General features: G+C 73.1%; 21 protein-coding genes and 1 pseudogene. 15 read left to right on the top strand and 7 right to left on the bottom strand.

Going from position 1 to position 24897, the window contains the following annotated elements; genetic code table 11:
* Together O7608_RS24935 and O7608_RS24940 are read left to right on the top strand one after the other, a co-directional pair.
* The gene (locus O7608_RS24935; RefSeq protein WP_289206886.1) at nt 1-1404 is read left to right on the top strand and encodes a cellulase family glycosylhydrolase; all 1404 of its coding nucleotides are present in this window, start codon (nt 1-3) and stop codon (nt 1402-1404) included.
* Between the two features lie 145 nt (nt 1405-1549).
* Nucleotides 1550-1981, top strand: a complete 432-nt coding sequence (locus O7608_RS24940; protein WP_289206887.1) for an NUDIX hydrolase — start codon at nt 1550-1552, stop codon at nt 1979-1981.
* Here O7608_RS24940 and O7608_RS24945 read toward each other — a convergent pair.
* The 5 genes from O7608_RS24945 to O7608_RS24965 all read right to left on the bottom strand — a co-directional run bounded on the left by O7608_RS24945 (nt 1974) and on the right by O7608_RS24965 (nt 6932).
* Entirely contained in the window at nt 1974-2669 is a 696-nt protein-coding gene (locus O7608_RS24945) for a DedA family protein (protein ID WP_289206888.1), read from the bottom strand. The two genes, O7608_RS24940 and O7608_RS24945, sit on opposite strands and share 8 nt — an antisense overlap.
* Nucleotides 2670-2879: 210 nt before the next feature.
* A complete protein-coding gene (gene arfA / locus O7608_RS24950) occupies nt 2880-4409 on the bottom strand; it encodes an arabinosylfuranosidase ArfA (RefSeq protein ID WP_289206889.1) in 1530 nt (509 codons plus the stop codon).
* Nucleotides 4410-4624: 215 nt separating this feature from the next.
* Nucleotides 4625-5452 carry an SAM-dependent methyltransferase gene (locus O7608_RS24955; RefSeq protein WP_289206890.1) on the bottom strand — a complete coding sequence of 276 codons (828 nt, stop codon included), beginning with the start codon at nt 5450-5452 and terminating at the stop codon, nt 4625-4627.
* Nucleotides 5453-5690: 238 nt separating this feature from the next.
* Nucleotides 5691-6197 (bottom strand): hypothetical protein, encoded by a 507-nt coding sequence (locus tag O7608_RS24960; protein ID WP_289206891.1) that lies wholly within the window; start codon nt 6195-6197, stop codon nt 5691-5693.
* 69 nt (nt 6198-6266) lie between these two features.
* Nucleotides 6267-6932 (bottom strand): HAD family hydrolase, encoded by a 666-nt coding sequence (locus O7608_RS24965; protein WP_289206892.1) that lies wholly within the window; start codon nt 6930-6932, stop codon nt 6267-6269.
* Nucleotides 6933-7077: 145 nt separating this feature from the next.
* Here O7608_RS24965 and O7608_RS24970 point away from each other — a divergent pair, with 145 nt between their 5' ends.
* The 9 genes and pseudogenes from O7608_RS24970 to pflA all read left to right on the top strand — a co-directional run bounded on the left by O7608_RS24970 (nt 7078) and on the right by pflA (nt 16897).
* Nucleotides 7078-7938 (top strand): universal stress protein, encoded by an 861-nt coding sequence (locus O7608_RS24970; RefSeq protein WP_289206893.1) that lies wholly within the window; start codon nt 7078-7080, stop codon nt 7936-7938.
* A gap of 147 nt (nt 7939-8085) precedes the next feature.
* Nucleotides 8086-10779 (top strand): pyruvate, phosphate dikinase, encoded by a 2694-nt coding sequence (gene ppdK / locus O7608_RS24975; RefSeq protein ID WP_289206894.1) that lies wholly within the window; start codon nt 8086-8088, stop codon nt 10777-10779.
* 64 nt (nt 10780-10843) lie between these two features.
* A complete protein-coding gene (locus tag O7608_RS24980) occupies nt 10844-11278 on the top strand; it encodes a hypothetical protein (protein ID WP_289206895.1) in 435 nt (144 codons plus the stop codon).
* 75 nt (nt 11279-11353) lie between these two features.
* Nucleotides 11354-11647: pseudogene (locus tag O7608_RS24985) on the top strand (helix-turn-helix transcriptional regulator); the annotation flags it as partial.
* Nucleotides 11648-11952: 305 nt separating this feature from the next.
* Nucleotides 11953-12402, top strand: a complete 450-nt coding sequence (locus O7608_RS24990) for a universal stress protein (protein WP_289206896.1) — start codon at nt 11953-11955, stop codon at nt 12400-12402.
* A 15-nt stretch (nt 12403-12417) separates the two neighbouring features.
* Nucleotides 12418-13293 carry a universal stress protein gene (locus tag O7608_RS24995; RefSeq protein ID WP_289206897.1) on the top strand — a complete coding sequence of 292 codons (876 nt, stop codon included), beginning with the start codon at nt 12418-12420 and terminating at the stop codon, nt 13291-13293.
* A gap of 13 nt (nt 13294-13306) precedes the next feature.
* Entirely contained in the window at nt 13307-13855 is a 549-nt protein-coding gene (locus tag O7608_RS25000; RefSeq protein WP_289211020.1) for a universal stress protein, read from the top strand.
* 26 nt (nt 13856-13881) lie between these two features.
* Entirely contained in the window at nt 13882-16161 is a 2280-nt protein-coding gene (gene pflB, locus O7608_RS25005) for a formate C-acetyltransferase (RefSeq protein WP_289206898.1), read from the top strand.
* Between the two features lies 1 nt (nt 16162).
* Nucleotides 16163-16897 (top strand): pyruvate formate-lyase-activating protein, encoded by a 735-nt coding sequence (pflA, locus tag O7608_RS25010; RefSeq protein ID WP_289206899.1) that lies wholly within the window; start codon nt 16163-16165, stop codon nt 16895-16897.
* A gap of 4 nt (nt 16898-16901) precedes the next feature.
* On the opposite strand, the gene O7608_RS25015 is transcribed toward pflA, so the two are convergent.
* Nucleotides 16902-18230 carry an FAD-dependent oxidoreductase gene (locus O7608_RS25015; RefSeq protein ID WP_289206900.1) on the bottom strand — a complete coding sequence of 443 codons (1329 nt, stop codon included), beginning with the start codon at nt 18228-18230 and terminating at the stop codon, nt 16902-16904.
* 197 nt (nt 18231-18427) lie between these two features.
* On the bottom strand, nt 18428-18916 hold the full coding sequence (locus tag O7608_RS25020; protein WP_289206901.1) for a cyclic nucleotide-binding domain-containing protein: 489 nt from the start codon (nt 18914-18916) through the stop codon (nt 18428-18430).
* A gap of 216 nt (nt 18917-19132) precedes the next feature.
* Between O7608_RS25020 and O7608_RS25025 the strand changes: the two genes are divergently transcribed.
* The 4 genes from O7608_RS25025 to O7608_RS25040 are packed head-to-tail and all read left to right on the top strand — an operon-like array spanning nt 19133 to nt 24822.
* Nucleotides 19133-20155 carry an Acg family FMN-binding oxidoreductase gene (locus O7608_RS25025; protein WP_289206902.1) on the top strand — a complete coding sequence of 341 codons (1023 nt, stop codon included), beginning with the start codon at nt 19133-19135 and terminating at the stop codon, nt 20153-20155.
* Nucleotides 20145-22823 (top strand): cation-translocating P-type ATPase, encoded by a 2679-nt coding sequence (locus O7608_RS25030; protein WP_289206903.1) that lies wholly within the window; start codon nt 20145-20147, stop codon nt 22821-22823. Before O7608_RS25025 ends, O7608_RS25030 begins: the two co-directional genes overlap by 11 nt.
* Before the next feature lie 16 nt (nt 22824-22839).
* The gene (locus O7608_RS25035; protein ID WP_289206904.1) at nt 22840-23925 is read left to right on the top strand and encodes an Acg family FMN-binding oxidoreductase; all 1086 of its coding nucleotides are present in this window, start codon (nt 22840-22842) and stop codon (nt 23923-23925) included.
* A gap of 12 nt (nt 23926-23937) precedes the next feature.
* Nucleotides 23938-24822, top strand: a complete 885-nt coding sequence (locus O7608_RS25040; RefSeq protein ID WP_289206905.1) for a universal stress protein — start codon at nt 23938-23940, stop codon at nt 24820-24822.
* Nucleotides 24823-24897 lie beyond the last annotated feature (75 nt).

Here is a 24897-nt window from a genome sequence, read left to right on the forward strand (position 1 = left end):
ATGAAGACACGTCTGGGCGTCGCGGCCGCGACGCTACTCGCCCTGGTCGCCTCCATCGTCGTACTCGTCCCACCCGCCCACGCCGCCGTCGGCCTGCACATCAGCGGCGGCCGACTCGTCGAGGCGAACGGCTCGCCGCTCGTGCTGCGCGGGGTCAACCACGCCCACACCTGGTACGCCAGCCAGACGAGCTCCTTCGCCAACATCAAGTCCCTCGGCGCGAACTCCGTCCGGGTCGTGCTGAGCAACGGTCACCGGTGGACCCGCAACGACGCCACCGACGTCGCGAACGTCATCTCGCTGTGCAAGGCGAACCGGTTGATCTGCGTGCTGGAGGTGCACGACACCACCGGGTACGGCGAGGAGGGCGCCGCCGCCACCCTGGCCTCCGCCGTCGACTACTGGATCAGCCTGGCCAGCGTGCTGCGCGGCCAGGAGAACTACGTGATCATCAACATCGGTAACGAACCGTTCGGCAACAGCGGGTACCAGAACTGGACCAGTCACACCACCAGCGCCGTCCAACGGCTGCGGACCGCCGGCTTCGAGCACACCATCATGGTCGACGCGCCGAACTGGGGGCAGGACTGGACCTTCACCATGCGCGACAACGCCCAGTCCGTGTGGAGCGCCGACCCGGCCCGCAACCTGCTCTTCTCGATCCACATGTACGGCGTCTTCGACACCGCCGCCGAGATCAGCGACTACCTCGGGCGGTTCCGGTCAGCCGGGCTGCCGATCGCGGTCGGCGAGTTCGGACACAACCATTCGGACGGCAACCCCGACGAGGACACCATCCTGTCGTACACCCAGCAGCACGGCATCGGCTGGCTCGGCTGGTCGTGGAGCGGCAACAGCGGCGGCGTCGAGTACCTCGACATGGTCACGAACTTCAACGTCGACGCCCTGACCTCGTGGGGTCAGCGGCTGTTCAACGGCGCGAACGGCATCCGGCAGACCGCGCGGGAGGCGACCATCTACAGCGGCGCCACCCCGACGACCGCGCCGCCAACGACCGCGCCGCCGACCACCGCACCCCCGACCACCGCACCCCCGACCACCGCACCCCCGACCACCGCGCCGCCGACCACTCCACCGCCGGCTGGTGCCTGCTCCGCCACGTACACGATCGTCGGTCAGTGGCAGGGTGGCTTCCAGGGCGAGGTGCGGGTCACCGCCGGCGGGTCCGGCACCACCGGTTGGCGGGTGGTCTGGACCTACGCCAACGGGCAGACCGTGAACCAGGCCTGGAACGCCACGGTGACCCGAAACGGATCCCAGGTGACCGCGACCAACGTCAGCTACAACGGCACCCTGAGCCCCGGACAGAGCACGACGTTCGGCTTCATCGGCAGCTGGACCGGCACCAACAGCATCCCGCCAGTGGCCTGCAACGCCCTGTAGTCAGCAGGCCGGACACCACACCGAGGGTGTGACCGGTGGCCGGGCGGGTACTCCGTCCGGCCACCGGCAGACCGGCGTCGACACAGGTCAGGGCCCGGTTCGCCGGCGGCGACGAGCCGATGATGCTACGACCTGGAGGTGTACGGTGAGTGAAGGTCCTCGTCTGCGTGTCGGCGCCTACGCGGTGATCGTGCGTGACTCGTCGGTGCTGCTGAGCCGGTTGTCCGAAGCGTCCCCGGTGTTCGCCCCCGGGGCGTGGCATCTGCCGGGCGGTGGTCTGGACCCGGGTGAGCAACCGGGCGACGCGTTGTCCCGCGAGCTCCAGGAGGAGGCGGGTCTCGACGTCACCGGATCCCGGCTGATGGACGTGCGCTCGTACTCTGCCCACCGAAACGGCACCGACTGGCACGTGGTCGGCCTGCTGCACGCCGCCGAGGTGGGGCCGGGCGACCCGGTGATCACCGAGGTCGGCGGCAGCGCGGACGCGATCCGGTGGGTGCCGATCGAGGAGATCGGCGACCTGGCGCTGTCCCCACCGACGGCGGACGGCCTGCGGATGGCCGAGCTGATCAGCTGAGGTCGCAGGGGCGTCCGCCACGGGTGCGCCCCTGCCCCGCTGAGTCGGCGCCGGGCGGGTCGGCGTGGGCGGGGTCGGGCCGGCACTCGCGGCGCGCCGACCGGATCCGCCAGACCACGAACGCGCCGAGCGCCAGCACCGCGACCACCACCGCGGCGGCCCGCCCCGCCACCCGCTCGATCGCGGCGTACGAGGTGCCGGCGAGGTAGCCGATGGCCACCGTACCGATCCCCCAGATCAGCGCTCCGGCGACGTTGTAGGCGAAGAACCGCCGGTACGGCATCCGTGCCGCCCCGGCCAGCGCCGGCATGACCGCGTGGAAGAACGTGACGAACCGGCCGACGAAGACCGCCATCCCGCCACGCCTGGCGAGCTGGTCCTGGGCCCGCTGTACCCAGGACTGCCGGCGGCGCAGGAACCGCAGCCGCAGCAACCGGGTGCCGAACACCCGGCCGATCAGGTAGCTGGCGGTGTCGCCGGCGATCGCGGCGCTGACGACGACCACGGCGATGCCCGGCAGCGACACGGTGCCCAGGCTGGCGGCCACCCCGCCGAGGATCGCGGCGGTCTCGCCCGGGAAGACGAACCCGATGAACAGCGCGTCCTCGGCGAAGACGAGCAGCCAGACCAGCAGGTAGATCAGCTTGTCGTCCATCGACAACAGCTGCTCGAGCCAGTCAGTGAGCACAGCAACCCCCGCTCGCGGGGGGCTGCTGACACCGAACCTAGCACCGCCGGGGTGCCAGGAAGGCGCACCCGGCGGAGATCGTCGACCGGCCGGGCGCCCGTGACGGCCGGCAGGTGCCCGCAGGCGGCGTCACGGGCGTCCTCCCCACCACAGAGAGTCCTCCCCATCACAGTGAGGCGACACCGGCTCGCACTTAACCGATTAAGAAACCTACGCGGTCACATCGACCCTCGTCAAGCGCAGCATCGTCCAGGACACCGGCGGTAGGGCCAGAGCCAACCGGCCCTGGTCGACGGCGGCACCGGCCACCGTCTGCGGCCGCACCCGGTCCGGCTCCGCCGAGGTGTTACGGGCGTACGGATCGGGGTCGTGCAGCACCACCTGCTCGGCTAGCCGGTAGCCGGGGAAGGCGCGCAGGTCCATGTCGATCGTCACCGGCTCCCGCTGGCCCCGGTGCACCGCGAAGACCACCAGTTCGTCGGCGTCGTCGTCGTAGGTGGCGACGACGTCCAGCAGCGGGACGTCACCGTACCGGGCGGTGTCGGTGGTCGGCGCCGACGTGCACTCCACCCGCAGTACGGTGCCCCGGGCGTACCGGGCGGTCAACGCGAACGGGTAGAAGATCGTCTGCCGCCAGGCCGGGCCGCCGGGCTCGGCCCGGATCGCGGCGATGGTGTTGACCAGCTGCGCCTGACAGGCGACGGTCACCCGGTCGCTGTGCCGCAGCAGCGTGATCAGCGACGATCCGACCACCACCGCGTCGGCGACGGTGTAGTCGTCCTCGCTCAGCGGCGGCGCCTGCACCCATTCGGTCGGCACCCCGGTGGCGAGGAAGTCGCGCATGTACCAGACGTTCCACTCGTCGAACGAGATGTTGATCCGCTTGCTGCTGCGGGTCCGGGCCCGGACGTGGTCGCAGGTCGCGACGATGTCGTCGATGAACTGGTCCATGCCCACCGACGAGGCCAGGAGGCTGGCCAGGTCACCGTCGCGCTCCTCGTGGTAGAGGTGCGCCGAGACGAAGTCGACCTGGTCGTAGGTGTGCTCCAGGACCGTCGCCTCCCAGGCGGCGAAGGTCGGCATGTCCGGCCCGGAGCTGCCGCAGGCGACCAGTTCCAGCGTCGGGTCGATCATGCGCATCGCCCTGGCCGTCTCGGCGGCACGCCGACCGTACTCGTGCGCGGTCTGATGGCCGAGCTGCCACGGCCCGTCCATCTCGTTGCCCAGGCACCACATCCGGATGCCGTACGGCGTCTCGCGCCCATGCGACCGGCGCAGGTCCGACAGCCGGGTGCCGCCCGGATGGTTGGCGTACTCCAGCAGGTCCAACGCCTCGCGGGGCCCACGGGTGCCGAGATTGACCGCGAGCATCGGTTCGATGCCGGCCGCCTGCGCCCAGGTCATGAACTCGTCGAGGCCGAACGCGTTGGTCTCCACGCTGTGCCAGGCCGGGTCGAGCCGGGTGGGGCGCTGATCGCGCGGCCCGACCCCGTCCTCCCAGTGGTAGCCGGAGACGAAGTTGCCGCCCGGGTAGCGGACCACGGTGACCCCCTGCTCCCGGACCAGGTCGAGCACGTCCCGGCGCAGCCCGACCGCGTCCGCGCTGGGATGGTCGGGTTCGTAGAGGCCGCCGTAGACGCAGCGGCCCATGTGTTCGACGAAGGAGCCGAAGGTCCGCCGACTCACCGGGGCGATCCGGAACGCCGGATCGATGTGCACCGTCACCGGTCGGTCAGCCATCAGCCCGTCCCTCCGTCCGTCGACGCGGAAAGGCCGCGCCACGCCAGCGGGCTGGTGACGGCGTTCGCGCATCGACGCTTGCGCACGCCGGGTCGGCCCGTTGTCGGACGCTAACATGGGCCGGCCCATGGCGTCTGCGACCGGTACACGGCGGCGCGCACGCCGCAGATCGGGCGCGATGATCAGGGTTGACCTAGGTGCCGGCCGGGACCGGGTCAGGGTTTGCGGGCGAGCCCACCGACGAAGGTGTAGTAGGTGTCGGTCTGCTCCGACGGCTCGTCGTCCGGTGCCGGCCGCCAGTCGGGCAGCGCGATGACGCCCGGCTCCAGCAGTTCGAAGTCACCGAAGTACCCGACGATCTCGTCGTGGCGACGCCACCGGCCGGTGCCCATCGTCTGGTTGAAGATCTTCTCCACCATCAATGCCTTCTTCGAGGCGTCCGGGTGCGCGTCGCCGGGGTCGTGGAAGTGCGAGATGGCCAGGTAGCTGCCGGGGCAGACCGCGTCGCGGTAGACCGCGGCCACCGCACCCGGGTCCTCGTCGTCGGCCAGATGATGCAGGATGCCCAACATCAGCACCCCGACCGGCTGAGTGAAGTCGATCATCGAGCGTACTTCGGGGTTGTCCAGGATCTGCTCCGGGTGACGGACGTCGGCCTGGATCACCGTGGTCATTGGGGAGCTGGCCAGCAGTGCCCGCCCGTGCGCCAGCACCATCGGGTCGCTGTCCACGTAGACCACCCGGGCCTGCGGATCGATCTGGTGGGCGATCTCGTGCACGTTGCCCTGGGTCGGCAGCCCGGACCCGATGTCGAGGAACTGCCGGACGCCGGCCTCGGCCACCATGTGACGGACGGCCCGGCGCAGGAAACCCCGGTTTGCCCGGGCCGCCAGCGGGCCGTCCGGGGTGATCTGCAGCGCCATCTGGCCGGCCTGGCGGTCGACCGCGAAGTTGTCCTTGCCGCCGAGCATGTAGTCGTACACGCGGGCGACACTCGGTCGGGTGGTGTCCACCCCGACCGGGGCTCGTTCCTCACTGCTCACGGCGGGATCCTCCGAGGGGTGTCGGTCGGGGCGCGACCGGCTGGGAGCGCTGCCGCAGTGGCGTCTAGAGGACGCCGACAATCGCCGACGGCCCGGTCGGCGCGGTCGTCAGACCGCCGGCCGCAGCGCGTTCAGCACGAACTGATCCAATGTAGCCAGATTGACACCGCCAGCCACAGTGGCTTCGGCGACAGCGGCGGCACGGTGGGATCGCCCGCTGCGACCGGACCCGGATGCGTCAGCGCGTGACCGGGTAGGGGAAGTGGTCGGCGACTGGGCCACAGTAGAAGCGCTCCGGCGCCAGGAGGGCCACCCGGCAGACCTGCGCCGTCACCCGGTCGATGTGGCTGACGCTGGTCGCGTCGCCGAGCGTGAGACCGAAGCGGACCGTGCCGTTGTCCACCCGTACGGCCTGTTCGTCGAGCACGGTCCGACCGTTGTACGCGGTGAGCCGCAGGTAGCTGTAGTACCCGTCGTCGCCGCACCGCGGATCGACGATCGGGCTCGGCAACGGATTGTCGACCAGGGTGCCCTTGACGTCGACCTGGGGATACACCGGCGGGCGAGAGAACCGCCAGGCCAACGCCCCCTCCGCCTGGCCGTACCGGCACCGGTCGCCGGAGTCGACGGCGAAGGGCTGGGCCTGGGTGGGGTCGGCGGAGGCGGGGGCCGGTACGGCCGCGAGGCCGACGACGGCCAGGGCCACGACGACGACGGACCGGTGCAGAAACGGCAGCACACGCATGGGAGATCCTCGGCGGAAGTCGGGACGACAGCCTATCGACGATGCCGCAACATATCGATGTTGTTAAATTTAGCGTACCTCGTCGCCGAGGGCGAGTACCCGGTCGACCGTCAACTCGTCGAGCCGGTCGACGACCAGCGACGCCCCGGCCAGCGCGTCCGGCGCCGGCGGGTACGTCCGGTGCGGTACCGCCACCACCGCCATCCCGGCTGCGGTCGCCGACCGCAGCCCGTTGCTGGAATCCTCCACCGCACAGCAGGCGGCCGGGTCCACCCCGAGCCGCCGCGCCGCCACCAGATACACCTCAGGATCGGGCTTGCCGGCGGTGCACTCCTCGGTCGACACGGTGGCCCGGAACGCGTCGGTGACGCCGGCGCTGGCGAGCACCTGGTCGATCAGTCGACGCGGCGAGGAGCTGGCCAGGGCGAGCGGGAACCGGGAGCCCAACCGGTGGATCGTCGCCACCGCGCCGGGGATCAACGGCAGCTGCGCCCGGTACCGCGCGGCCATCTCGTCGATCACCTCGTCGGCGACCCGCCCGACGCCCCGCCCGACGCCGAGATCCGCGTTCAGGTAGCCGGACCACTCCGGGGTGCTCATCCCCATCAGCCGACTCTGGGTGTCCGGCAGCCACCGGCCGCCGGCGCGCGCCACGTAGGCACGGCGGACCTCCTCCCAGACCGGCTCGGTGTCGACGAGCACGCCATCCATGTCGAACACGACTGCGCAGATCATGGCCGCCATCCTGCCCGGTCCACCCGAATCGCCCCCCGGCAGGGTCACCCAGAGCTACCCTCGCAGGCAGGCTCCCTCATCGACCACCGGCCGGACGCGTCACCAGCACCGGACCGACCGGGCACCACCGGCGAAAGGAGCACCGATGCCGCGGCAGACCGCGCCGGGCCACGACCGCATCGTGGTCGGGGTGCACGATTCCCCTTCCAGCTGGGCGGCGGTCCGGCTGGCCGCCCGGGAGGCGGCCGGCCAGCACCGCCCGCTGCGGCTGCTGTACGCACTCGGCTGGATCCCCGACGACCTGTCCGACAGCGACGAGCAACCCGAAACCGACGCCCACGCACTCGTCGAACGGGCCGCCGGTGTCGCCACCGACGCCGCCGCCGGGATCGACCTGCTGACCGAGATCTCCGAGAACGCCCCGGCCACCGCCCTGCTGCGGGAGTCGCGGATGGCGTCGCTGGTGGTGATCGGTGACGGTGACCTGGCCCGCTGGACCTGCCTGCCGCTGGACGCGCTGGCCGTGCAGATCGCCGCCCGGGCGGACTGTTCGGTGCTTGTCGCCCGGGCACAGCCACAGACGGCGACGGCCACCGCGCCGGTCCTGGTCGGGGTGGACGGCTCGGCAGGCTCGGAACGCGCGCTCGGCTTCGCGTTCGACGCCGCCGCGCAGCGCGGCACCGACCTGATCGTGGTCCGGGCCGGTGAGAGCGAACCGGGCTGGGCGGACACCTCGGCCAGCATCGCCGACGAACTCGCCACGGCACTGGCGCCCTGGCGGGAGAAGCACCCTGACGTACCGGTGCGCCAGCAGGTGGTCGACGGCCCGCCGGCCCGGGTCCTGGTCGAGCGGTCCGGACAGGCCGGTCTCGTCGTGGTCGGGGCCCGTGGCGACCATCCGCTGCGGGTGCCGCTCGGCGCGGTCAGCCAGGCGGTGCTGCACCACGGCCGCTGCGACACCGCGATCGTGCGGGAGTGCGCCCCGCCGCCGCCGGCCGGCGACTGACCCCGGCCGCGACCCACCCATCGCCCGCCGCACCGTCGGCGGGACCTTGGCCCCGTTCACCAGCCCGTCCGGCCCTGTCCCCGCCGTCGACGGTGCTGATACCACGGAAGGAGAAGGATTCGCCGACCGCATGAGGAGGCGGGCGCCATGCCGAAATTCGTCTACGACTTCATCGAAGGCAACCGGGAACTGACCGATCTGCTCGGCGGCAAGGGCGCTAACCTCGCGGAGATGACCCGGCTCGGGCTGCCGGTGCCCCCCGGGTTCACCATCACCACCGTGGCCTGCCGCGCCCACCTCGCCGCCGGCGCACCGCCCGCCGGAATGTTCGACGAGGTCAACCGGCACCTGCGGGCGATCGAGGCGCGGCTGGGCAAACGACTCGGCGACCGGCACGATCCGCTACTGCTCGCCGTGCGCTCCGGCGCCCGGTACTCCATGCCCGGCATGATGGAGACCGTCCTGGACATCGGACTCACCGACGCCACCGTGCACGGGCTGGCCGCCCAGAGCGGCGACGAACGCTTCGCCTGGGACTCCTACCGCCGGCTGGTGCAGATGTTCGGCCGCACCGTGTTCGGCGTACCCGACGAACTGTTCGCCGCCGAACTGGAGACGGTCAAACGCACCGCCGGGGTCACCGCCGACCCGCAGTTGGGCGCGGCCGAGCTGCGCGGCCTCGTCGAGGCGTACCAGAAGGTCTTCCACCAGCACACCGGCCGCGACTTCCCGCAGTCGCCGCACGAACAGCTCGACCTGGCGATCCGGGCCGTCTTCGACTCGTGGAACTCGCCCCGCGCGGTGCTCTACCGGCGTCAGGAGCGGATCCCGAGCGATCTCGGCACTGCGGTCAACGTGATGGCGATGGTCTTCGGCAACCGGGGCCCGGACTCCGGCACCGGGGTGGCCTTCACCCGCGACCCGGCGACCGGCGCACGTGGCGTGTACGGCGACTACCTGGCCAACGCCCAGGGCGAGGACGTGGTGTCCGGGGTGCGCAACACGGTCCCGTTGCAGGAGCTGGAGCAGATCGACCCGCGCAGTTTCCACCGGCTCATGACGATCATAGACACCCTGGAGCATCACTACCGCGACCTGTGCGACGTCGAGTTCACCATCGAACGCGGCACGCTGTGGATGCTGCAGACCCGGGTCGGCAAACGGACCGCCGAGGCCGCCTTCGTGATCGCCGCGCAACTGGTCGACGAAGGGGTCATCGACCTCGACGAGGCGCTGGACCGGGTCACCGGTGCCCAGCTCGGGCAGCTGATGTTCCCCCGGTTCGACGCCGCCGCCGCGCCCGCGCCGCTCGCGGTGGGCGTACCGGCCGCTCCTGGTGCGGCCGTCGGCCGGGTGGTGTTCGACTCCGACGCGGCGGTCGCCGCCGCCGGCCGGGGCGAGCAGGTCATCCTGGTGCGCCGGGAGACCAACCCGGACGATCTGCCCGGGATGATCGCCGCCGCCGGCATCCTGACCAGCCGGGGCGGCAAGACCTCGCACGCCGCCGTGGTCGCCCGGGGCATGGGCCGCACCTGCGTCTGCGGCGCCGAGGCGCTGACCGTCGACGCGACCGCCGGCGAGATCACCATCGCCGACCCGGCCGGGGCGGCACCGATCGTCCTGCGGGCCGGGGATCTGATCTCGATCGACGGCGCCACCGGCGCGGTCTACGCCGGAGCCGTCCCGGTGCACCCGTCACCGGTGGTGCGCTACATCGAAGGTGAGCTGACCCCCGAGGCGGATCCGCTGGTGGCGGCGGTGCACCGGCTGCTGGGACACGCCGACGTGGTCCGCCGGCTCGGGGTGCGCGCCAACGCGGACACCGCCGCCGACGCCCGCCGGGCCCGGGCCTTCGGTGCCGCCGGGATCGGCCTGTGCCGTACGGAGCACATGTTCCTCGGCGACCGCCGGGAACTGGTCGAGCGGCTGATCCTCGCCGAGACCGACGCCGAACGCGAGGCAGCGCTGGCCGCGCTGCGCCCGCTGCAACGGCAGGACTTCGAGGAGCTGCTGGCCGAGGCGGACGGCCAGCCGGTCACCATCCGGCTGCTCGACCCGCCGCTGCACGAGTTCCTGCCCGCGCTGGACGAGCTGACCGCCCGGGTGGCCCGCGCCGAGGCGCTCGGCGAGGACGCGGGGCACGACGGGCGACTGCTCGCGGCGGTCCGCCGGATGCACGAGGCCAACCCGATGCTCGGCCTGCGCGGAGTCCGGCTCGGGCTGGTCGTGCCGGGGCTGTTCGCCATGCAGGTGCAGGCGATCGCCGAGGCCACCGTCGCCCGGCGGCTCCTCGGCGGCGACCCCCGCCCGCAGATCATGGTGCCGCTGGTCGGTGCGGTCCAGGAGCTGGAGGCGGTACGCGAGCAGGCCGAGGCGCTGCTCGCCGACTTCGACACACTGGCACCGATCCCGATCGGCACCATGATCGAAGTGCCCCGCGCGGCGTTGACCGCGAGCGCGATCGCCGAGGTGGCGGACTTCTTCTCGTTCGGCACCAACGACCTGACCCAGCTCGGCTGGGGCTTCTCCCGCGACGATGTCGAAGGCGCGTTCTTCGGGCGATACCTGGAACTCGGCATCTTCCCGGTGTCGCCGTTCGAGTCGATCGACACCGCCGGCATCGGCCGGCTGATCGGGATCGCCGTCGCCGACGCCCGGGCCACCCGGCCGGACCTGGAGATCGGGGTCTGCGGTGAACACGGCGGCGACCCGGACTCGGTGCGGTTCTTCCACGACGCCGGATTCGACTACGTCTCGTGCTCGCCGTACCGGGTGCCGCTGGCCCGGCTGGAGGCCGGACGTGCGGCGGTACGTCTGGCCCACCGTTCCGACACCCGGTGACACCCCGTCCGCCGGGGCCGCGGGTACGCGGCCCCGGCGGGCACCACCGCTGAGGGAGAGCAGCATGTTGAGCGCAACTGTGGTCGATCCGCCCCGTACCGACCCGGACACCGGTGGCGGTGACGCGCCGCACGGCCCGTTCGGCCCGGTGCTCGGCACCGGCGGCGCGGACCCGACGACGGTGATCCCGGTGAGCCGGGGCGGGCGACCGCTCGGCGTGTTCGTGGTGACCGCCGGTCGGGTCCGCTACCGGCCGGTGGTGGCCGCCGACCGGATCGCCGTCACGGTGCTCGCCGCCACGGTGCTCACTGCGGTGAGCGCGGGCGTGGCGGCGGTGGCCGCCAGCCGCCGCCGCCCGCCGACGGTGCGCACCATCACGATGGGTCCGGGCGGCTGGGTGAGTCTCAAAGGGCTGCCCGGTGCCGCGCCCCGGGTCGTGGCGGACGGACATCGTCCCTGGTGGGCACGGATGCTACGGGCGCGGCGGCTGTCCGGGTAGGGCGATGGCCGGGGCCGGCGGGCGGCATCGCCGATGTGGACGATGTTCACGTATTGGTACTCATATCATTACGCTGTGACAACCCCCGACACGTGGCGCCTTCCGGCCTGGACCCTGCTCAGCAACCACGGCCACGTCCTGCTCGCCATCGCTCGCGACCCGCAGGCCCGGTTGCGGGACGTGGCGGCCCGGGTCGGGATCACCGAACGCGCCGCGCACACGATCGTGACCGACCTGGAGGCCGCCGGCTACCTGACCCGGCACCGGGTGGGACGACGCAACGAGTACACGGTCGATCCGCAGGTGCCGTTCCGGCACCCGGCCGAACGCGACCACCTGGTCGGTGAACTGCTCGCCCTGTTCACCGCCGGAGACCCGACCGCCGGACCACCGACCGCCGGGGACCCGACAGCCGAGGACCCGACAGCCGGGGACCCGACCGTCGATCGGCCGGCCACCGGATCGCCGGCCGGGGATCCGGCATCCCCTGCCGGGGACCCGGCGCCGCCGCCACACCCGGGCACGGTCCACCGGGCGACCGCACCGGCGCAGCGGCCGGTCGACGCCGAGCGGCCGGGGGGACCCCAGTCCCGCAACGGCGGGCCTTTCGCACCTGCCCCCCACCCGGCACCGGGTGTGGACTGTAGGCAGGTGCGATTGAAGGAGTGAGAACGATGAGCGCCAGTCACCTGATCGTCGTCGGCGTCGACGGCTCCGAGGGCGGCCGCCGAGCACTGGACTGGGCCGCCAAGGAAGCAACCAACCGGGGCGGCGCGCTGCGCGCCGTCATCGCCTGGCGCTGGGACGGCGGCACCACCGTCAGCCCGATCGAGGAGCGTCAGCGCGCCAACGATCTGCTCGACAGCGAACTCGCCGCCATGACCGCACGCTACGGCGCGGCGGTGCCGGTCGTCGGTGAGGTCCACGAGGGCCGCGCCGCCGAGGTGCTGACCCTCGCGGCCCGCTCCGCCGACCTGCTGGTGCTGGGCAGCCACGGCCACAGCCGGCTGCAGCACACGGTGCTGGGCTCGGTCAGCGAGGAATGCGTCCGCAAGGCCACCTGCCCGGTCGTGGTCATCCCCGTACCGGCGTTGACCGCGTCGGCGACCGGCACCACCAGCTGACGGGAGGCGATCACGATGAACCGCCCGATACTGGTCGGCTACGACGGCTCGGCCAGCGCCGATGCCGCCCTGGCCTGGGCCGTCGCCGAGGGGATACGGACCTCGACCCCGGTCGTGCTCGGATACGCGTTCGAATGGCCGCCCGCAACGGCTCCGATCATCTCCGCTCCCGAGGTCTGGCCGGACGCGGTATCGCGGCGCGACGCCGAGAAGATGCTGCAGGTCGCGGCCGCCGAAGCCGTCGAGGCCCACCCGGGAGCCGAGATCACCACCGTCGTCCTCGACGGACCCGCCGCGATCCGGCTGCGGGAGAAGTCCCGCGACGCGGCCCTGCTGGTCGTCGGCAACCGGGGGCACGGCGGCTTCGCCGACCTGCTGCTCGGATCGACCAGCGTGGCGGTCTCCGCCCACGCGCACTGCCCCGTCGTGGTCGTCCGCGGCGAGCCCTACCCGGACGGCCCGGTCGTGGTCGGAGTGGACGGCTCCGAAGCGTCGCTGCTCGCGCTCCGGTTCGCCGTCGACCACGCGGCCGGCAGTGGGGTCGGGCTGCGGGTGCTGCGGGCCTGGAGCCCGCCCGCGCAGCGCTGGCGACCGCCGGCGTTCGATCCACGGGAGATCGTCGCCGCCGAGCGTGCGCTGCTCGACGACGAGGTGGCACCGTGGCGGGAGAAGTATCCCGAGCTCACGATCACCGTCGAGGCGGTCGGCGACAGCCCGGGTCGGGTTCTCGTCGACGCCACCCGCACCGCCAGTCTCGTGGTCGTCGGTTCCCGGGGTCGGGGCGGCTTCACCGGGCTGCTCCTCGGCTCGGTGTCCCAGCAGCTGCTGCACCACTCGCACAGTCCGGTGGCGGTGGTCCGCGAGACCGCTGTCCTGGCGGCATCGCACTGAGTCGGTGGCCGCCATGGACCCGCGCCGGATCACCGTCGGGCTGGACCGATCCCCGGCCGCCCGGGCCGCGCTGGCCTGGGCGGTACGCCGGGCCGGGCGGTGCGGCGCGACCGTACTGGTGGTCACCGCCTGGCCGGACGTGGACCGGGCGGTGGCCAGGTCCGACGGCACGTTGCCGGCCGGTCAGGTCCGGTTGCACCGGATGCAGCGCGACGCGATCGCGACGGCACTGGCCGGTCTCGACACCACACCACTGGTGGTCCGGGAGATCATCTACGCCGCGCCGGACGCCGCCCTGGCACACGCCGCCGCCGGCGCCGACCTGCTCGTCATCGGCGGCGACCAGGGCACACCGGGACGGTTGGCCGACGCCCTGCGCCGCCGGCTCGACGGCACCCGCGTCGTACGGGGCAGCGCGGCGCAGCTCGTGGTGGTCCGCGCTCCCGACGTGGCGCGGACCACCACGGCCCGGCCGTTCACCCCGGCCCGGCCGACCACCCCGGGCACCCCGAACCGACCGACCGCCCCGCCCCGACCGACCGCGCTGGGCGCGGCCGCCTGAGCGATCATCCACGATGGAGGATTGACATGTTCGTCGAACAGCTCCGCGACGGCGCCGAGCAGATCCACGACCCGCAGATAGGCGACCCGTGGCGCGGCTTCGCCGGCCAGCGCTGGCGGGACACGGTCGACGTCGCCGCCTTCGTCCAGGCCAACTACACCCCGTACACCGGCGACGCCGGTTTCCTCGCCGGCTCGACCGACCGGACCCGGGCGATCTGGGACCAGCTCAGCCAGATGTTCGTCGAGGAACGCGACCGGGGCATCTACGACGTCGACGCCGCGACCCCGTCCACCATCACCGCGCACGCCCCCGGCTACATCGACAAGGAGCGGGAACTGATCGTCGGGTTGCAGACCGACGCACCGCTGCGTCGGGCGATCATGCCGCACGGCGGGCTGCGGATGGTGGAGAACGCCCTGGCCGCGTACGGCTACGACGCCGACCCGCAGGTGCACCGAATCTTCACCGCGTACCGCAAGACCCACAACGACGCCGTCTTCGACGCCTACCCCGCCGACGTGCTGCGGGCCCGCCGGTCGCACATCATCACCGGGCTGCCCGACGCCTACGGGCGCGGTCGGATCATCGGGGACTACCGGAGGGTCGCCCTGTACGGGGTCGACCGGCTCGTCGCCGAACGACGCGCCCACCGTGCCGCGCTGGATCTGGTGCCCTCCACCGACGAGGTGATCCGCGACCGGGAGGAGCTGGCCGAGCAGATCCGGGCATTGGGCGAACTGGCCGAGATGGCCGCCGCCTACGGCTACGACGTCGCCCGGCCCGCCGCCGACGCCCGGGAGGCCGTCCAGTGGCTGTACTTCGCGTACCTGGCCGCCTGCAAGGAGCAGAACGGGGCGGCGATGTCGCTGGGGCGGACCGCCACCTTCCTCGACGTCTACCTGCAGCGCGACATCGAATCCGGCCTGCTGACCGAGCTGGGTGCCCAGGAGCTGATCGACGACTTCGTGATCAAGTTGCGGATCATCCGGTTCCTGCGCACTCCGGAGTACGACCAGCTCTTCTCCGGTGACCCCACCTGGGTGACCGAGTCGCTGGGCGGCACCGGCGCCGACGGACGCACCCTGGTCACCCGCACCACGTTCCGGTACCTGCAGACCCTGTACAACCTCGGGCCGGCCCCGGAGCCGAACCTGACCGTGCTCTGGTCGCCGTCGCTGCCCGCCGGGTTCAAGCAGTTCTGCGCCCAGGTCTCGCTGGACACCAGCGCCATCCAGTACGAGAACGACGACACGCTGCGCTCCTGGTACGACGACGACACCGCGATCGCCTGCTGCGTGTCGGCGATGCGGGTCGGGCGGGACATGCAGTTCTTCGGCGCCCGCGCCAACCTGGCCAAGGCCCTGCTGTACGCGATCAACGGCGGTCGTGACGAGGTCACCGGCGAACAGGTCGCGCCGAAGACCCCGCCGGTCGGCGGCGAGTACCTCGACTACGACGAGGTCGTCGCCGCGTTCGACCGGACGCTGGACTGGCTGGCCGCCACCTACGTCACCGCGCTCAACGTCATCCACCACATGCACGACAAGTACGCGTACGAGCGGTTGGAGATGGCGCTGCACGACTACCCGGTGCACCGCTTCCTGGCCTGCGGGATCGCCGGACTGTCGGTGGCCGCCGACAGCCTGTCGGCGATCCGCCACGCCCGGGTCAAGGTGCTGCGGGACGCGACCGGGCTGGCGGTGGACTACGTCGTCGACAGCGAGTTCCCGTGCTTCGGCAACAACGACGACCGGGTCGACGAGATCGCGGTCTGGCTGGTCGAGACGTTCATGGCGAAGCTGCGTCGGCAGCGCGCGTACCGCGACGCCGAGCACAGCCTGTCGGTGCTGACCATCACCTCGAACGTCGTCTACGGCAAGCACACCGGGCACACCCCGGACGGACGCCGGGCGGGTGAACCGTTCGCCCCGGGAGCCAACCCGATGAACGGCCGGGACCGGCACGGACTGGTGGCGGCGGCGATGTCGGTGGCGAAGCTGCCGTACGACTGCGCCCGCGACGGCATCTCGTTGACGACCACGGTGACCCCGGCGGGCCTGGGGCGCACCCCGGCGGAGCGGGTGGCGAACCTGGTCGGCGTGCTGGACGGCTACACCGACGGCGGCGGCTTCCACCTCAACGTCAACGTGCTCGACCGGGCGACCCTGGAGGACGCGATGGCGCATCCGCAGCGGTATCCGCAGCTGACCATCCGGGTCTCCGGGTACGCGGTGAACTTCGTCCGACTCACCACCGAGCAGCAGCGCGACGTCATCTCCCGCACCTTCCACGGCGGGCTGTGAGATGACCACCACCGGGGCGGTCCACTCCTACGACGTGTCGATCGGGGTGGACGGCCCCGGTACCCGGTTCGTCGCATTCCTTGCCGGCTGTCCACTGCGCTGCCAGTTCTGCCACAGCCCGGACACCTGGTTCCGCCGCAGCGGGACCCCCACCACCGACGACGCGCTGGTCACGCAGATCCTGCGCTACCAGCGGTTCATCTCGGTCGCCGGCGGCGGGGTGACGCTCAGCGGCGGTGAGCCGCTGATGCAGCCGGACTTCGTCCGCGCGGTGCTGCGCCGGTGTCACGACGCCGGGCTGCACACCGCGCTGGACACCTCCGGGTTCCTCGGGGCCCGCGCCGACGACGCGCTGCTCGACGCCACCGATCTGGTGCTGCTGGACATCAAGTCGTCCGACCCGCAGACCTACCGGCGGGTGACCCGGACCGGCCGGGTGGACCCCACGCTGCGCTTCGCCCGCCGGCTGGCCGACCGGGGCACCCCGATCTGGGTCCGGTTCGTGCTGGTGCCGGGATTGACCGACGCGCCGGACAACGTGGCCGGGGTGGCCGAGGTGGCGGCCAGCCTGGGCAGCGTCCAGCGGGTCGAGGTGCTGCCGTTCCACCGGCTCGGGGCCCACAAGTACACCGAGCTCGGACTGGACTTTCCGCTGGCCGACACCCCGCCGCCGGACGACGCGCTGCTGCAGCGGGTACGGCGACAGTTCCGCGACCGTGGCCTCACCGTCTACTGAGGCCTCACCGTCTACTGAGGTTCACCACGGACCGGCCGGCGTGGCCGGTGGCGGGCGCTGCGCGGCGCGGCCACACCGGTGGCCAGCGCAACTGGTGGCTGGCGCTACGGCGGCGGTCGACGGCGGGTCCGGCGGCCAGCGCCGCGGTGACCTGGCGCACCTGGCGGTAGCCGGTGGCCATCAGGAACCCGGTGGACCGGCCGTAGCTCTTGACACCGACGACGAAGTAGCCGGGCTCGGGATGGCGCAGTTCGGCCACCCCGTGCGCCGGTGCCGGCCCGCCCCGGGGCCGGTCCGCGTCGAGCAGGGCGGCCAGCCCCCGGCTGGTGCCGAGCACCGGGTCGACGTCCAGGCGCAGCTCGGCGGCGAGGCGGTGGTCGGCGCGGAACCCGGTGGCGACCACGACCCGGTCGGCGACGATCGACCGACCATCGCGGCTGACCAGCCGGACCGGCCCGGCCGCCGTGCACCGCTCCACGCGATGGGTGACGAACCCGGCGGCCAGGGTGACCCGCCCGGTGTCGACGAGCCGGCGCAGCCCGGTGCCGATCGCGCCACGGGCCGGCAGCGCGTCGGCGTCGTCGGCGGCGAACACCGGGTCGGCGCCGACCCGCCGGACCGCCCAGGTGATCCGGGTGCCGGGCACGGCACCGGCGAGGTCGATCAGGTCGAGCAGGGAGTTGGCGGCGGAGTGGCCGGCTCCGACCACGACCGTGTGCCGGCCCGCGTGTGCCGACCGGTCGGTGCCGAGCACGTCGGGCAGAGCGAAGTCCAGGTACGCGGCGGCGGCCGACTCGCCGAGGGCGGGCAGGCCCTCGCCACCGAGGTGGTTCGGGGTGTGCCAGGTCCCGGAGGCGTCGATCACGGCCCGGGCGAGCTGTTCGGTGCCGTCGTCGAGGCGCACGACGAACGGGGTGTCGGCCCGGTCGGTGCCGGTCAGCTGGTCGGCACCCGCCAGCCGGTCGATGCCGAGCCGGGCGATGCCGGTCACCCGGGCGCCGTAGCGGATCCGGTCGGCCAGGGCAGGCAGACCGGCCAGTGGCAGCAGGTAGTCGTCGATCAGCTCGGCCCCGGTCGGGTACCGCTGCGGATCGGGCACCGGCCAGCCGGCGGTGTCGAGCAGCCGGCCGGCAACCGGGTCGATGTTGTCCCGCCAGCGGCTGAACAGCCGTACGTGCTGCCAGTTGCGGATCGCGGCACCGACGGTGTCGCCCGCTTCCAGCACCACTGACGGGACCCGGTGCCCGGCGAGATGGGCGGCGGCGGCCAGACCCACCGGGCCGGCGCCGATCACGACCACGGGCAGGTGCCGGGTGGCGTACTCGTTGCTCATCTGTCTCCCCTCGACGTCGTGGCGGCCAGCCGAGGCACGGCGCGCAGCGGGGAGGTCCGGGAGCCCGGCCGTCACCCCATCAGCTGAATCGATGCCTGTCGAGACAATGCATCATGCTGAACCGCGCCCTGAGCTCCGGCTTGGCAGACACGCTTCCAACGAGGGGGGTGCCGGAAGCGTTCGCACACCAGGTCCGATTACCCGCCGGTCACTTCGCCGGCCGACGACGGTGCCGGCTGGTACAGCTCGATCAAGCGGGTCCGGGCCGCGTGCAACCGGTCGACCATCACCCGCATGAACCGGGTGGTCAGCTCCCGGCCGAGCGCGTCGTCCTCGGCGATCAGCCGGCGGGTGCCGGCCGCGTCGAACTCGATGGTCAACGTCCGCGCCACCGCGACCGCACCGAACTCCCACCGGTACGGGGCGAACAGCCAGGACCAGCCCAGGACGCTGCCGGCCGTGATCGTCTCGATGGCGATGTCTCCCCGACCCGGCACCTGGAAGTCCAGCGTGACCTCACCGGAGCGCAGCAACCAGAACCGGTCCGCCGCCCGGCCCTGCTGGAAGATCCGCTGGCCGGGGTGACGCACCCCCGGGCGGGCCTGATAGGAGAGCCGCTCCAGCCAGGGTCGGGGCAGCCCGTCCAGGAACGGATGGTCGTCGAGCAGATCGATGGTCCGGATCATCGGACTCCAATCCTCGCCTCGCGGGCACCCCCGTGGCAGCTGCCACGGACCTTCATGGCAGCCGACGACGCACCGTCGGCGACAGGGTCGGAGGTCCCGCCCGGGCGGGACGCAGTGCCTGCCGGCTTGCGGCGCAACGCCCCTGCCCGGCCGGGGCGATCTGGACGACAGTGGAGGCGGGTGAGGCGGTTCGCGCAGAAAGGGTGGTGGGTGGCGATGAACACCGGATGGGGCTGGAACGGCCGACCGGGCCCGCTGATGGCGGCCTGTCTGGAGGCGGCCGGCGCCGCGCCGTCGGTGCACAACAGCCAGCCGTGGCGGTTCCGGCCGCACCCTGACGGCGTCGACGTCCTGGCCGACCGGCAACGCCAGGTCGACCTGATCGACCCGGACGGCCGGGAGCTCACGATCAGCGTCGGAGCCGCCGTGTTCAACCTGCGGGTGGCGATGCTCGCCCACGGGCGGACCCCGGTGCTGCGGTTGCTGCCCGAACCGGGCCAGCCGGACCTGCTGGCCCGGATCACCGTCGGCGCGCCGATCGAGGCCGACGAGACCGTCCGGTTGCTGGCCCGCGCCGTCGCCCACCGGCGCACCAACCGGCGGCCCTTCACCGACCTGCCGGTGCCGCCCGAGGTGCTCGACGAACTCGTCGCCGCCGCCCGCACCGAACACGGCCGGTTGGCCGTGGTCGACCCGCTGGCCGGCCCCTCGGTGGTGGCCCTGATCAGCACCGCCGAGGACCGGCGACGGGCCGATCCGGCGTACTGGGTGGAGCTGGAGCGGTGGACCCGGGAGCGGCCGGGTCGGCTCGACGGCGTACCGCCGCAGGCGTTCGGGCCGTGGCCGGTCCCCCGCACCGTGCCGGTGCGGGACTTCGGCCTGGTCTGGCCGGCCCGACGCCGGCGGGTCGCCGCCTTCGAGGACTCCCCCGTGCTGGCCGTGCTCTACACCACCGCCGACGGCCCCCGTGACTGGTTGCGGGCCGGGCAGGCGCTGCAGCGGGTGCTGCTGACCGCGACGGTACGCGGACTGTCGACGACCCTGATGACCCAGCCGCTGGAGTACCCCGAGCTGCGGGACCTGCTCGGTGGCAGCGCCGACGGGCGGCGGGCGCAGGCGATCATCCGCATCGGCTACGGCCCGCTGAGCCCGCCGGTGCCGCGCCGGCCGCTCGACGAGCTGATCGACTCCGCACCGGGCTGGCCGGTCGGCGTCGCAGGGGTGACCAGTGTCGGTTGACACCCGTCCCGCCGTCGACCCCGGCGACGGCGGCCCGGCGGGACTCGACCCGGCGGGACTCGACGCCGCCGAGGTCGCCCGCCGAGGTGCCGCGTACGGACCGAACGTGGTCGCCGGCGGGGCGGCCCGGGTCGGACTGGCCCGCCGGGTGGCCCGCCAGCTGACCGATCCGCTGGTCGCGCTCCTGCTCGCCGCCGGGGTGGTGACCACCGCGCTGGCGGACTACCCCGACACCGCCGTGATCCTGCTCGTGGTGGTGGTGAACACCGCCATCGGCGTGGTGCAGGAGGTACGGGCGGACCGGGCGATCGCCGCCCTCGACCGGTTGGCGGCACCGGTGGCCCGGGTCCGCCGCGACGGCGTCGACCAGGTGGTGCCGGCGGCGGACCTGGTCCCCGGGGATCTGGTGCGGGTCACCGCCGGGGACATCGTCCCGGCCGATCTGACCCTGACCGACGCCTACCGGTTGCAGTGCGACGAGTCCATGCTGACCGGCGAGTCGGTGCCGGTCCGCCGTGGCGACGCAGAGCCGGCCCACGCCGGCACCGTCGTGGTGGCCGGGCGGGCCACCGGGGTGGTGGCCCGCACCGGCGCGGACAGCGCGCTCGGCCGGATTGCCGCCCTGATGCGCGACACCCGGCCCGGACCGACCCCGCTGCAGCTGCGGCTGACCCGGCTCGGTCGGGTGCTCGGGGCGACCGCGGTTCTCCTGTCCGGTCTGGTGTTCCTGATCGGACTCGGTGGCGGCCAACCTGTCGCCGATCTGGCGGTGACCGCCGTCAGCCTGGTCGTCGCGGCGGTGCCCGAGTCGCTGCCGGCGGTGGTGACCCTGGCGCTGGCGCTCGGCGCGCACCGGATGGCGAAGGTCCGCGCGGTGCCGCGCCGGCTGCACGCCGTCGAGACCCTCGGGTCGGTGACGGTCGTCGCCGCCGACAAGACCGGCACCGTCACCGAGGGCCGGATGGCGGTGCAGCGGGCGGTCACCGGAGTCGGCGGGTACGCGGTCACCGGGGCCGGCTACCAGCCGTACGGTCGGATCAGCCGCCACCTCGACGGCGCCGGTGCCAGCGCTGTCGACGGCGCCGGCACCAACCACGGCGGCGACGGACCGGTCGGCGTCGCGCCGGACGATCTGCGACAGCTGGCCCGCGCCGCTCTGCTGTGCAACGACGCCGAACTGCGGGCACCCGACGACGACAGTGACGACTGGCGGGCGGTCGGAGATCCCCCGGAGGCGGCGCTGGTCGCCTTCGCCGGCCGGGTCGGACTGGCCGCCGACGACGTACGCCGGGCCTGGCCGCGCGTCGCCGAGCACCCGTTCGATCAGGCACACCGCCGGATGACCACGGTGCACCGCACCTGCGACGGCCGGTACCTGACCGTCTGCAAGGGTGCCCCGGAGACGGTGCTGACCCCCGAGGTCACCGCCGCCGACCCGGACACCCTCGGCAGGTTGCTGCGGCACGCGCATGTCCTGGCCGGGCAGGGGCTGCGGACGTTGGCGGTCGCGGCCGCCGTCACGACGACCCCGCCGGACCCGGCCCACCCCGTCGGGCTGCGGCCGCTGGGGCTGCTCGGCGTCGGAGACCCGGTCCGGACCGACGCTCCGGCCGTGGCGCGGACCTTCGCCGCCGCCGGGATACGGTTGCTGCTGGTCACCGGCGACCATCCGGGGACCGCCGCCGCCATCGGCGGCCAGCTGGGCATTCACTCGCCGGGTGACCCGGTCGCCACCGACCCGGACGGCCCGGCCGGCGCCCGGGTGTTCGCCCGCATCCAGCCGGAACAGAAACTGGCCGTCGTCGCCACGCTGCAGGCCCAGGGGCACGTGGTGGCGATGACCGGCGACGGCGTCAACGACGGGCCGGCGCTGCGGCGCGCCGACATCGGCGTGGCGATGGGCACCGGCAGTGACGTCGCCCGGCAGGCCGCCGATCTGGTGCTGGTCGACGACAACCTCGCCACGGTGGCTACGGCGGTCGGCGAAGGACGGCGCATCTACGACAACATCCGCCGGTTCCTGCGCTACGCCCTCGCCGGCGGCGCGGCCGAACTGGCGGTGATGCTGCTCGGGCCGTTGTTCGGGCTGGCGCTGCCGCTGCTGCCGGCACAGATCCTCTGGATCAACCTGCTCACCCACGGGGTTCCCGGTGTGGCACTGGGCGCCGAACCGGCCGAGCCGGACGTGCTGCGCCGGCCGCCGCGTCCGCCGACCGAATCGGTGCTCGGTGCCGGGCTGCTCGCCGGAGTCGCCGCGATCGGGGCGGCGATCACCGCCGTCACCCTTGCCGTCGGGGTCGTCGCGTACCACTCGGGCCGCCCCTGGCAGACGATGATCTTCGTCACGCTCGGCCTGGCACAGCTCGGTGTCGCCCTCGCCGTACGGGCCCGCCGGCCTGCCTCCGGTCCGGGCGTGCGCCGGGCCAATCCCGCCCTGCCGGTCGCGGTGGCCGCCGCCGCGGTGCTGCAACTCGCCGGGGTGTATCTCGGCCCGCTGCAGGCGCTGCTGGGCACTGAACCACTCACCCTGGTCGAGCTGGCCGGCTGCACCGCACTCGCGGCGCTGCCCGCACTGGTGTTACATCTGTCCCGGAGCGGGAACGGAGGTAGCTCGGGTCCGGATTCCCCGCACCCGGCCGCCAACCGACCGGCCGTGGAGCAGACCTGACCAGAAAGGGCAGCAGATGGACGAGCCGACCACCGCCGGGACCCAGGCCACCACCGGGGCCGCAGCGACCGAGGACGCCGGCCCGGACGGCGCTGCGACCACCGCCGGGGCCGAGGCCGACCGGCCGATCGCCGCCGTACTGGCGCAGGCCGCCGCCGCCGCGGGTTACGCGCCGTCGGTGCACAACACCCAGCCGTGGCGCTGGCGGGTCCGGCCGGACCGGCTCGAGCTGTACGCCGACCGCAGCCGTCAACTGTCGGCGACCGACCCGGACGGCCGGCTGCTGGTGCTCAGCTGCGGTGCGGCCCTGCACCACGCCCGCATCGCGCTGGCCGCCCAGGGGTGGACCGCGCAGGTGGACCGGTTGCCGGCCGGCGACGGCCAGGACCTGCTGGCGGTGGTGCGGCCCACCCAGCGCATCACGGTGCAGCCCGACGTGATGCGGATGGTCCAGGCGATGCAGACCCGGCACACCGACCGACGGCCGGTCAGCGACGAGCCACTGCCGGTCGCCTCGGTCACCGCGATCACCGCCGCCGGCACCACCGTACGGATGCAGATCCTCTCCTCCGACCAGGTGCTGCAACTGGCCGCGGCGGCCAGCCGCGCCGAGGAGCTGGAGTCCGAGGACCCGCAGATCCGGGGCGAACTCGACTACTGGACCGGGCTGGCCACCCCGGCCGGCACCGGACTGCCGGAGCAGGTCCTGCCGGCGAGCCAGGCGCAGACCACCGTCCCCGGACGCGACTTCGGCCGGGTCGGCACCCTGCCGGTCGGCCCAGGCCACGACCGGGCCGCCGTCTATGCGCTGCTCTTCGGCGACGAGGACTCCCCCGCCGGCTGGCTGGCCGCCGGCGAGGCGCTGTCGGCGGCCTGGCTGACCGCGACCGAGCTGGGCGTGTCGGTGGTGCCGTTGAGCGGCGCCATCGAGGTCACCGCCACCCGGCAGACCCTGCGCGGCATCCTGGCCGAGCTCGGCTACCCGTACCTGGTCCTGCGGTTGGGCATCGCCAGCGCCGACCACGCCGGTCCACCGCACACCCCCCGGATGCCGACCACGCAGGTCGTCGACACCAGCGAGGTCCACGACACCGCACCCTGAGGAGGACACACCATGGACACCCAGGCACCCGTACTCGTCGGGGTGGACGGCTCCGAGTCCGCGGTGCGGGCCGCCCGGTTCGCCGCCCGGGAGGCCGCACTGCGGCACCGGCCGCTGCGGATCGTGCACGCCTTCGCCTGGCCGGTCATGCAGGCACCGATGGGCCTGGCCCCGGCGGTGCCACCGGAGGACGAGATCCGCCGGTACACCAAGGAGATCGTCGACGAGGCCGCGGCGGCCGCCGCCGCCACCGCGCCGCAGGTGCCGGTCACCGCCCAGGTGATCGACGGGGCGGCCGCCCCGGTGCTGCTGGCCGAATCACGCACGGCCGCCCTGGTGGTCCTCGGCGACCAGGGCTTCGGCCCGATCTCCGGCGCGCTGATCGGCTCCGTCGCCTCCCAGGTGGCCACCCACGCCGAGTGCCCGGTCCTGGTCGCCCGGGGCAGTGGCGCCGAGGACGGGCCGGTGATCGTCGGCGTCGACGGCTCGGAACTGTCCGAACGGGCCGTCGATTTCGCCGCCGAGGCCGCCAGCCTGCGCGGTGCCGACCTGCTCGCCGTGCACACCTGGACCCATCCGCCGTCGATCGGCCCCGGCGACATGCAGCCGCTGGTCTACGACGCGGCGGCGCTGCGCGCCGAGGAGGAGGCGGTGCTCGCCGAGTCGGTCGCCGGGCTGCGCGAGCGGCACCCCGAGCTGGCCGTACGGCAGTTGTCCGTCGAGGGCCGCGCCACCAAGGTGCTGGTCGACGAGTCGTCCCGGGGGCAGTTGCTGGTCGTCGGCGCGCGCGGCCGGGGCGGCTTCACCGGTCTGCTACTCGGCTCGGTGAGCAACGCGCTGCTGTACCGCAGCGACTGCCCGCTGGCGATCGTCCGGGTCGCCAAGGACAAGGACTGACTCACGCCGTACCCGGCGGTTAGCATCATGGTCGTGGCCGCCAACCCCCCGCCCGAGGAACACCGCGACGTGCCG

It is taken from the genome of Solwaraspora sp. WMMA2056 (genome assembly GCF_030345095.1).
Lineage (GTDB): Bacteria > Actinomycetota > Actinomycetes > Mycobacteriales > Micromonosporaceae > Micromonospora_E.